At 74.5% G+C, this 10,189-nt stretch carries 7 protein-coding genes and 1 tRNA gene; 4 read left to right on the plus strand and 4 right to left on the minus strand.

Features of this window, described 5'->3' with window-relative positions:
* Nucleotides 1-105: 105 nt before the first annotated feature.
* Nucleotides 106-1,551: a bifunctional UDP-N-acetylglucosamine diphosphorylase/glucosamine-1-phosphate N-acetyltransferase GlmU gene (glmU, locus tag AB0D29_RS20725; RefSeq protein ID WP_362855947.1), complete on the minus strand. Its 1,446-nt coding sequence runs from the start codon at nt 1,549-1,551 to the stop codon at nt 106-108.
* A 132-nt stretch (nt 1,552-1,683) separates the two neighbouring features.
* Nucleotides 1,684-1,755 (minus strand) — tRNA-Gln (locus AB0D29_RS20730).
* A 160-nt stretch (nt 1,756-1,915) separates the two neighbouring features.
* Between AB0D29_RS20730 and AB0D29_RS20735 the strand changes: the two genes are divergently transcribed.
* Nucleotides 1,916-3,211, plus strand: a complete 1,296-nt coding sequence (locus AB0D29_RS20735) for a histidine kinase (RefSeq protein ID WP_362855949.1) — start codon at nt 1,916-1,918, stop codon at nt 3,209-3,211.
* A gap of 877 nt (nt 3,212-4,088) precedes the next feature.
* Here the strand turns inward: AB0D29_RS20735 and AB0D29_RS20740 are convergent.
* Nucleotides 4,089-4,598: an SUKH-3 domain-containing protein gene (locus AB0D29_RS20740; RefSeq protein WP_362855950.1), complete on the minus strand. Its 510-nt coding sequence runs from the start codon at nt 4,596-4,598 to the stop codon at nt 4,089-4,091.
* A 2-nt stretch (nt 4,599-4,600) separates the two neighbouring features.
* A complete protein-coding gene (locus AB0D29_RS20745; protein WP_362855952.1) occupies nt 4,601-5,179 on the minus strand; it encodes a YwqJ-related putative deaminase in 579 nt (192 codons plus the stop codon).
* A 230-nt stretch (nt 5,180-5,409) separates the two neighbouring features.
* On the opposite strand from AB0D29_RS20745, the gene AB0D29_RS20750 reads away from it, so the two are divergent.
* From AB0D29_RS20750 to AB0D29_RS20760, 3 genes are all read left to right on the plus strand, one after another.
* The gene (locus tag AB0D29_RS20750) at nt 5,410-6,423 is read left to right on the plus strand and encodes an SMI1/KNR4 family protein (protein ID WP_362855954.1); all 1,014 of its coding nucleotides are present in this window, start codon (nt 5,410-5,412) and stop codon (nt 6,421-6,423) included.
* A gap of 7 nt (nt 6,424-6,430) precedes the next feature.
* Nucleotides 6,431-8,962, plus strand: coding sequence for an SUKH-4 family immunity protein (locus tag AB0D29_RS20755; protein WP_362855955.1), 2,532 nt, complete (start codon nt 6,431-6,433; stop codon nt 8,960-8,962).
* Nucleotides 8,963-9,096: 134 nt separating this feature from the next.
* On the plus strand, nt 9,097-9,972 hold the full coding sequence (locus AB0D29_RS20760; RefSeq protein ID WP_362855957.1) for a cellulose-binding protein: 876 nt from the start codon (nt 9,097-9,099) through the stop codon (nt 9,970-9,972).
* Nucleotides 9,973-10,189: the final 217 nt, after the last annotated feature.

Below are 10,189 nucleotides of genomic sequence, written 5' to 3' on the forward strand. Positions count from 1 at the left end.
TGCTCGCCCCCATGTGCGTCCGTCCCGCACACGGTGAGCCAGCCGAATTGCGTGCACCTATCACGGTACGCCGTCGCGGGCGTACCTGTTTCCGGTCAGTTCACCTCAGTGGCGCTCGGAATCCTCCGAGGCCGCCGACTGCGCCGCCGTGGCGGCCGCGCTTCCCGGACGCTTGCGGGCCACCCAGCCCTCGATATTCCGCTGCTGGCCGCGGGCCACGGCCAGCGCACCGGGCGGCACATCCTTGGTGATCACGGATCCGGCCGCCGTGTAGGCGCCGTCCCCGATCGTGACGGGAGCCACAAACATGTTGTCCGAGCCCGTCTTGCAGTGTGAGCCGACGGTGGTGTGGTGCTTGTGCTCACCGTCGTAGTTCACGAAGACGCTCGCCGCGCCGATGTTCGTGTACTCGCCGATCGTCGCGTCGCCCACGTAGGACAGGTGCGGCACCTTGGTGCCCTCGCCGATCGTCGCGTTCTTCATCTCGACGTACGTGCCGGCCTTGGCCTTCGCGCCGAGGTCCGTGCCCGGACGCAGGTACGCGAACGGCCCCACGGTCGCCTGCGGACCCACGACCGCGCTCTCCGCGACCGTGTTGTCCACCCGGGCGCCCGCGCCCACCGTGGTGTCCTTCAGCCGGGTGTTCGGGCCGACCTCGGCGCCCTCGGCGATGTGCGTGGCGCCCAGGAGCTGGGTGCCGGGGTGCACGAGCGCGTCCTGCCCGAAGGTGACGGTCACGTCCACGAAGGTGCTCGCCGGGTCGACGACCGTCACGCCCGCGAGCATGGCCTGCTCCAGCAGGCGCGCGTTCAGCAGCGCGCGGGCCTCGGCCAGCTGGACGCGGTTGTTGATCCCGAGGATCTGGCGGTGGTCGCTGCCGACGGCCGCGCCGACGCGGTGCCCGGCCTCGCGCAGGATGCCGAGGACGTCGGTGAGGTACTCCTCGCCCTGGCTGTTGTCGGTGCGGACCTTGCCGAGCGCGTCGGCGAGCAGGCTGCCGTCGAAGGCGAAGACGCCGGAGTTGATCTCGCGGATCGCCCGCTGGGCGTCGGTGGCGTCCTTGTGTTCGACGATGGCCGTCACGGCGCCGCCGGCGTCCCGGACGATCCGCCCGTAGCCGGTGGAGTCCGGCACCTCGGCCGTGAGCACGGTGACCGCGTTGCCGTCGGCCTCGTGCGTCGCCGCCAGCCGCGCCAGCGTCTCGCCGGTCAGCAGCGGGGTGTCGCCGCAGACGACGATCACGGTCCCGTCGACCGGGCCGCCGAGCTCTTCGAGGGCCATGCGGACGGCGTGCCCGGTGCCGTTCTGCTCGTACTGGACGGCGGTGCGGACGCCGGCGTCGACGCCGGCCAGGTGCGCGGTGACCTGCTCCCGGGCGTGCCCGACGACCACGACGAGGTGGGTGGGGTCCAGCTCACGGGAGGCGGCGACCACGTGACCGACGAGCGAGCGCCCGCAGATCTCGTGCAGAACCTTGGGAGTGGCCGACTTCATGCGGGTGCCTTCACCCGCTGCGAGTACGACGACGGCTGCCGGGCGGTTGGCGCTCACGGGGATGCCCTTCGGCTTCGGGGGTGGACCCGTGAAGGATACCGGGGTGTAAAGGAGCCGAAACGAGGGCGGTAAGGGAGCCGAAATGAAGGCGGGTCCCGACCGATGGTCAGGACCCGAGGGGCTGTGCAGCTCCCCTGTCAGGACTCGAACCCGAACATAAGGCACCAAAAGCCTCAGTGCTGCCAATTACACCACAGGGGATGGTAAATCAGGCCGAATCGGACGGTTTGCTGATCCGATCAAGCTGGCCGTCCCTACTATGCCGTACCACCCGGCCTCAATGCGACGGTACCCGTGTCCGCCGTTTCGGAGGCGGGGAATTGCCGGGGCCCCCGCGGAGGCCGCCCGTACGCTGGACGGCATGACCAGTACGGGGGAAGTGGAAGGCCGCGCTGGGCCGCCGTTGTGGTGGGCGCGGCGCCGGGATGCCGTGGCGGACGTGGCGCTCGCCGGGGTGTCCGCCGTGGAGTGCGCGTGGGAGGGCGTGACCTTCGCCCGTGAGACGGGGCTGCCGACCGCGGTCGGTGTGGCCTTCGGGCTCGTGGTGGGGGCCACGCTCGTGCTGCGGCGGCGCTGGCCGATCGCCGTGGTGCTCGTGGGCATCGCCGTGGCGCCGGCCGCGATGGGATTCCTGCTCTCGGTGGTGGGGATGTACTCGCTCGCCTCCTCCGAGGTGCCCCGGCGGATCATCGCGACCCTGGCCTCGATGTCGCTGGTCGCGACCTTCGTGGTGATGTACCTGCAGACCCGCGGGGACGTCGAGGCCGATCCGAAGCTCGTGGTCGCGCTCTCAGGGTTCGTCGCGGTGGCGCTGACCGTGCCGCCCCTGCTGCTCGGGCTCTACATCGGGGCCCGGCGGCGGTTGATGGAGAGCCTGCAGGAGCGGGCGGACTCGCTGGAGCGGGAGCTGTCGCTGCTGGCGGACCGGGCGGAGGAACGGGCCGAGTGGGCCCGCACGGAGGAGCGGACCCGCATCGCGCGGGAGATGCACGACGTGGTCGCGCACCGGGTGTCGCTGATGGTGGTGCACGCGGCCGCGCTGGAGGCGGTGGCGACGAAGGACCCGGCGCGGGCGGCGAAGAACGCGGCGCTGGTGGGGGACATGGGGCGGCAGGCGTTGACGGAACTGCGGGAGATGCTCGGCGTGCTGCGGGCTGCGCCCAAGCCGGCGGTGGCGGTGGGGGTGGCCGCCGGTGCGGGTGCGGGTGCGGCTGCGGTGGCCGCCGTGCCGGTCGCTCCGGTCGCGCTCGTGGGGGGTGCGGAGGAAGGGCCCTCGCTCGACGAGCTGGAGGTGCTGGTCGGGCAGTCGCGGGCGGCCGGGATGGTCGTGGAGATGCTGGTGCAGGGCGAGGGGGCGGGCTACGCGGCGGAGGTCGAGCAGACGGCGTTCCGCGTGGTGCAGGAGGCGCTGACCAACTGCCACAAGCACGCTCCCGGGGCGCGGGTCGTGGTGCGGCTCGCGCATCGGGACGGGGAGGTGGCGATGCAGGTGGAGAACGGGCCGTGCGAGGGGAAGGCGGACGGGGTCGGGCTGCCGAGCGGGGGGAACGGGCTGGTCGGCATGCGGGAGCGGGTGCTCGGGCTGGGCGGGGTCTTCGTGTCCGGGCCGACGGACGCGGGTGGGTTCAGGGTGTCGGCGGTCCTGCCGGTTCGCTAGGCGCGGCCTCGGCGGGGGCCGGTGTGCCGGTGCGGCGCCGCTGCGGGGGCGCTGCCCCCGGACCCCCGCGCCTCAAACGCCGGCGGGGCTGGGTTTGGTCGGGTGCGGCGGGGACCGGTCGGCTGCGCCGCTCGGGCGGGGTGCGGTGGGGGCCGGTTGTGCCGGGGCCGGGCGCGCGCCGGGGTGTCTCCTCGGGCGCCGAACGTGTCGGGAGGTCGGAGAGCTCGGCGGCAGTGCGTTCGGCACCCTGCGGGGATCACCCCGACACACACCCGACCCCGCCCCAACCGGCCCGCTTCGGCCGCACCAAATCCAGCCTCGCCGCACCAAATCCAGCCCCTCCGGCGTTTGAGGCGCGGGGTGCGGGGCGGAGCCCCGATCTTTGAGCGGCACTATCCCGCTTCGCCGCACCACCTCCGACTTGGCTGCATCCTCCGGCTTGGCCGCGCAAATCCAGCCCCTCCGGCGTTTGAGGAGCGGGGTGCGGGGCGGAGCCCCGATCTTTGAGCGGCACCATCCGGCTTCGCCGCACCACCTCCGACTTGGCTGCATCATCCGGCTTGGCCGCGCAAATCCAGCCCCTCCGGCGTTTGAGGAGCGGGGTGCGGGGCGGAGCCCCGATCTTTGAGCGGCACTATCCCGCTTCGCCGCACCACCTCCGGCTTGGCCGCGCAAATTCAGCCCCTCCGGCGTTTGAGGAGCGGGGTGCGGGGCGGAGCCCCGATCTTTGGGCCGCGCTATCCGGCTTGGCCGCACCACCTTCGGCTTCGCCGCACCAAATTCAGCCTCGCCGGCGTTTGAGGCGCGGGGTGCGGGGCGGAGCCACGGCGCCATTCGGGTTCGCCGCACTAGTCCGGCCCCGCAGGGAAGGGGCGGGTCAGGTCGTCGTGAGGCGGGTGGGTTGGAGGCCGGTCAGGAGGAGGGTGAGGGCTTCGTCGAGGGTGGAGCCGAGGTACCAGTCGCCGGTGTGGTCGATGCCGTAGACGCGGCCCTCGCGGTCGAGGGCGAGGTGGGAGCCGCCGTCGGCCTCGACGCCGAGCGGGCAGAGCTGGGTGGACAGGGCCCGGCCGAGGTCGGCGAAGGTGCGGGCGAGGTGGAGACCCGTGAGCGGGTCGAGCCGGACCGGGGTGGGGGCGATCTGGCGGCCGGGTCCGGGGGCGGTGACGGTGAGGCCGCCGAATTCGGCCCAGGCCTCGACGGCGGCGGGGAAGACGGTGTGCCGGTGTCCGGCGGGGGTGGTGTGGTCCCGGAGCGCGTCGGCCCAGTACTCGGCCTGCTTGATGTCCCAGCGGCCGGGTTCCCAGCCGGCCGTGCGCAGGGCGGAGTCCACGGCGACCGGGAAGCGGGTGGCCGAGGAGCGGTCGTAGGAGGCGGAGGTGGGGGTCATGGCTACTCGGCTGGGGTGAGGTCGACGGGGCGTACGCCGAAGTGGGCGAGGAGGGCGTCGCAGGAGCGGCAGGGCGGTGCGTAGCTGCCGTGGAGGGGGTCGCCGTCCTCGCGGATGTGGCGCGCGGTGATCTTGGAGTGCTTGAGCGAGCGGCGGGCCTCGCTCGCGGAGAGCGGTTTGCGGGAGGCGCGCCGGGAGCGGGCCGCCTCGACGGCGGCGAGGTGGCGGGAGAGCAGTATCGCCTCGGGACACCGGCCGGTGAATCGTTCGCGCTGGCCGCTCGTGAGGGTGTCGAGGAAGTCCTGGACGAGGGGATGGAGTACGGGGGGCTGGTCGGCCTTGCCGGCGGTGCCGGTGAGGGTTTCGCCGCGTACGGAGAGGGCGGCGGCCACGGTGGGGAGGATGCCGTCGCGGCGGAAGCGCAGGACGGGGACGACGGGGCGGCCGTCGGTGCTGCTCCAGCGCAGGCGGGGGTCGCCGGCGGGGCCGGCCGCCTCGCCGGCCGGGCCCGCGGCTGCCGGCGTGCCCGGTGCTTCCGGGGTGGTGTCGCCCGGTTCTGTGCGTGTTGCCGTGTGGTGCATGGTCGCGCTTTCCCTCCCGTGGCGGCGGTGGTGACCGCTGTCGCGCACGCCCCCGTGCTGCGGGGACAGCCTGTCAAACGTCACCTGTCATGCGGAAGCGGGGTCGAATTTTCGTATCAATTCGGATGTTCCTGGCCCCGCGGTCGGTGTGCCGGTCGCGTGCGGGTGAGGCTCTTGCCCCAGCGCATAGGCTGTGGTGAACCAGCCAGATCCAGCAGGGGGCTACCGCCATGACGACAGGTCGGCTCGGGCAGCAGGCCGCGCCACCCAACGCCGCTTACTCGGGGCAGGTCGTGCATTTCCCGGACCCGGTCCGGGCCGCTCGGCATCCCCACGGGGTGCGGATGGACGGCAACGGGCATCCGGACTTCTCCGCGTACGCGCGTGCGGCCGTGGAGATCGCCGAGCCGCCGGAGGGCTTCGGCGTCGACGAGTTGCGGCTGACGGACTGCGTGTCCGCGAACGCGGCGATGAAGGCCGCCGGGCACGAGTTGTGGGACACGGTCGGGCCGGTGGCGACCCCGCACGGCTGGACCTGGCACCACGTGGCGGGTTCGCGGCGCATGGAACTGGTCCCGGTCGAGGTGAAGGCCTTGCTGCGGCACCACGCGGGGCTGGCGACGGCTCCGGTGGACCACGAGAAGCGCGGGACGCGGCCGTTGCAGGAGCTGCGCCCGGTGCACATGGGGCTGCCCAAGTCGGTGGTCTCGGTGTCCGAGGAGCAGGTGCAGGGGGTCGAGGAGGACCTCGGCTACCGGCTGCCGGAGGCGTACCGCTCGTTCCTGAAGGCCGCGGGCGGCTGCGCGCCGGTGGGCGCGGGCCTGGACGTGGACCTGGGTCTGCTGGTGGACCAGCCGTTCTTCACCGTGCGTGAGGAGGCGGCGGTCAACGACCTGGTGTACGTCAACAAGTGCCTGCGGGACCACCTGACGAAGGACTACCTGTGCGTGGCCTTCGCGCAGGGCGGGCTGCTCGCCCTGAAGGTGAAGGGCGAGAGCATCGGCTCGGTGTGGTTCTCCCCGTACGACGATGCGCGCGACCAGGACGGCTGGTCGGTACAGGAGCGCGTGGAGCGGCTGTTGCTGCCGTGCGGTGCTGATTTCGACGCCTTTCTGGAGCGGCTGGCGGGCAACCCGCCGGAGCTGGAGACGGTGGCCGGTCTGATGGTGGACGGCGGATTCGCACGCTCGGTTCCCGTGGCGGGGCCGGTTCCGTCGGTGCGTCCCGGTTCGGATGAGGGGTGACGGCGCGATGGTGACGTTTGCGCAGGCGCAGGAGCGCGCCGAGGAGTGGATCAACGGGGACGTGCCCGCGTACCAGCACCGTGAGGTGCGCGTACGGGAGTTCGGGCTCGGGTTCGTGGTGTGGGCGGAGGACCGTGCGGCGGGTCCGGTGTCCGGGGGTGGCCGGCAGCGGCTGGTCATCGCGCGGGACAGCGGGGAGGTGACGCTGTGGCCGGGGCTGCCGGTGGGTGAGGTGATCCGCCGGTACGAGGAGGAGTACGGGGCGGTCGCCGCTTCGGCCGCTGCGGAGGCTTCGGTCCCGCCGCCGAGGATCGACTCGGAGCAGACCTCGTTCATGCTGAGTCCGCCGGAGTGGCTGCAGGAGGCCGCGGACCGGGCGGGGATTCCGCCCGCGCCGACGCCCGCGCCCGCGTCGGCTTCGGCTTCCGTCGGCGGTGAGACCGGCGCCGCGGCTCCGGCCGCCCCGCCTTCGGCGCCGGTGGAAGCGGTGCCGCTGCGGCGCGGGGGCGAGATCCCGTACGAGCCGACGGCCAACGACGGCGTCCCGGCGGCCGCCCCGGCCCCGGCCGCCGCGGTGCCGACCGGTGCCACGCCGTGGGCGGGTACCGACGTGAACTCCGGTACGGACGACGCGTCCGTGCCGCTGCCCGCGACCGTGTTCGCGCCGCCGCTGTCCGGGTCGGACCTGGAGGACCGGCCGTCCTCCGGTGTGGCCCCGGAGGCCAAGACCACGCTGATGCCGGGTGGCAGCCAGCTGCCGAGGACGGCCGTGGTGCCCGCGCTGGGTTCGCCGGCGGCCGACATCGCCGACGCGCCGACGAGCAAGGCGCAGGTCTCCCGGCCGGGTGGGCCCGCGACGCCGCCGGGTGCCCCCGGCGTCCCCGGTTCGCCGGGTGCGGGTCAGCAGTCGACGCCGCCCGGTGCGCCCGGTGCGCCCGGTGGCGGGGCCCATCACGCCGCGACGATGCTCGCGGGTCCCGGCGTACCGCAGCCTCCCGGTCCGCCCGGTGCCCCGGGCGCCGGCGCGCCCCAGCCTCCCGGCCCGCCCGGTCCGCCGGGGGCTCCCGGGTCGCTCGGCCGTGGGCTCGACCATGCCGCGACGATGCTGGCCGGTCCGGCCGTGACCGGTCAGCCGCCCGCGCCTCCCGGTCCGCCCGGCGCCCCGGGCGCCGGCGCGCCCCAGCCTCCCGGCCCGCCCGGTCCGCCGGGGGCTCCCGGGTCGCTCGGCCGTGGGCTGGACCACGCCGCGACGATGCTGGCCGGTCCCGCCGTGACCGGTCAGCCGCCCGCGCCTCCCGGTCCGCCCGGAGCTCCCGGGGCACCTGGTGCGCCCGGCGCTCCCGGTGGCGGGGCCCATCACGCCGCGACGATGCTCGCGGGTCCCGGCGTACCCCAGCCGCCCGGTCCGCCGGGGGCTCCCGGTGCGCCCGGTGGCGGGCTCGACCATGCCGCGACGATGCTCGCCGGTCCCGGCGTACCGCAGCCCCCCGGCCCGCCCGGTCCGCCCGGCCCGCCGCCGGGCGGACCCGTGGCGCAGCCCTCGGTCCAGGTCCCGACCGGTGCGCCCACGGTCGGCCCCGGCTACCAGGCCGTGCTGCGCTACCGCGCGCCCGACGGCTCCGAGCAGCAGCTCATCCGCCGCTCGGCGCCCGGCACCCCGCACCCGGAGTGGCAGATCCTGCACGAGCTGCGCGCCATGAACGTGCCGCCGCAGCAGGTGCTGGAGCTGCACACCGAGCTGGAGTCCTGTGAGCTGCCCGGCGGTTACTGCGCGCGGATGATCCGTGAGACCTGGCCGCAGGTGCGGATCACCAGCGTGGCCCCGTACGGCAAGGAGCACGCGGGCCGGCAGGCCGGCATGCGGCACCTGCTCACGCATCAGGGCGAGCTGCACCAGGTGGCGGACGGTCCGGCGCGCCCCGCGCCGGTACGGGCGCCCCTGCCGCAGGTCCCGCTGCAGCCGGCGATCCCGCTGGAGGCGATCGCGCAGGAACTGACGGGGGCGTTCGGTCCGCAGGGCGTGTTCCGCTTCGACCAGCGGGCGGTGTCCCGTCAGGGCGTGCCCGAGATCGTGGCACAGACGCTGATGTGGTCGGGTCTGCCGGTCGACTTCGGGCCGTTCTTCTGGGCGCAGGCGGTGCCGGGTCAGCCGGTGCCGACGCTCGCCGAGATGGCCGCGCAGCGGCAGGTGCAGCCGGCTTCGGACGCGGGTTCGTACCTGGTGGTCGGCAGCGACTTCGGCAAGGCGCTCTGCGTGCAGTACGGGACCGCGCACATCGTGGCGGTGCCGGTGGAGGGCGGTCCGGGGGGTGCTCCGGTGCCGCCGCAGTTCGTGAACTCGAGCCTGCCGCAGTTCGTGCGTTCGCTGGCGATGCTGGGTCACATGTGGCGGCTGCGCCAGCATCTGACGCCGGAGCAGGCCGGCCGGTGGACCGTCGATTTCCAGGCGAATCTGGCCGGGCTCGACAGTGCGGCGCTGGCGTCGCCGGAGAGCTGGTGGTCGGTGCTGCTGGAGCAGATGTGGGACGGACTGCTCTGACGTCGCCCTGATCGGGCGAATGGTGGAATGGCCGGGTCGGGACCCTCGGAGGGGGTCTCGGCCCGGCCATTCGGGCTTCTGGGATCAAATGGCGCATCCTTGACGGGAATCCCCGCGAGAGAGGCGCATCCAGGATGAGTGCACCCATTGCGACCGTGCGCGGTCGCGGCTACCGCATGGAAGAGGTCGACCGGTATCTCGCCCGGCTCTCCGGGAGCCGCGACGACGCCTGGGAGCGGGTGGCACGGCTGACGGTCCTGGCCAAGCAGATGGAGGCGGAGGCGGCGCGGCTGCGGGAGGCGGTGGCCGGGCTCGCCCCGCAGACGTACGACGAACTGGGCGAGCGGGCCCGGCGGATCCTGCTGCTGGCGGAGGAGGAGGCGGACGCCGTACGGATGGACGCGCGGGCGGACGCGTACGCGACGCTGGGCGCGGCCGAGGCGCGGGCCGACCGGGCGGCGGAGCTGGCGCGGGGCGACGCGGAGGCGGTGCGCGAGCAGACGGAGGTCCGGGTCCGGCAGGGCCTGCTGCGGGCGCAGCGGGAGGCGGACGACGTACGGGCGCAGGCCCGGGAGGACGCGGCGGCGTGGCGGGCGGAGGCGGCGGCCGCGCTGGCGGAGACGCGGCGGCGGGCGGACGCGGAGCTGGCGGAGCGCGAGCAGGAGCAGACGGAGCGCCGGGAGGCGGCGGAGCGGGGCCTCGCGGCGCGGGAGGCGGAGCTGGAGGCGCGCCACGCCGAACTGGAGCAGTACGCGGAGGCCCGCCTGGCGGAGGCCCGGCGGGGGTTCGCGGAGGCGGAGGAGTCGGCGCGGCACGGCCAGGAGGACGCGGAGGCGCGGGCGGCGGAGCTGGTGGCGGCGGCGCGGGTGCGGGAGGAGCGGGTGGGGCGGGAGACGGACCGCATCCTGCGGGAGCACGGGGAGTCCGAGGACGAGATGCGGGCCCACATGAACCACGTCCGCTCCAGCCTCGCCGCCCTGACGGGCCGCGCGGCCCCTGCGGAGGGCTGAGCCCCGTTCTTTCAGCCCCTCCGGCGGGGCCGCGCGGCCCCTGCGGAGGGCTGAGCCCCGTTCTTTCAGCCCCTCCGGCGTTTGAGGAGCGGGGTCTGGGGCGGAGCCCCGGGAAACGGTGAAAGGGCGGGGCGGGGAGAACGCTCCGCGCAGCGGCGCCGTTGCCGGGGCCAGCCCCGGACCCCGGGGCGGGCACCCCCCGCGGGGCGGGGTGGGG

The sequence above is a fragment of the Streptomyces sp. NPDC048424 genome (assembly GCF_040651555.1).
Classification (GTDB): Bacteria; Actinomycetota; Actinomycetes; order Streptomycetales; family Streptomycetaceae; genus Streptomyces.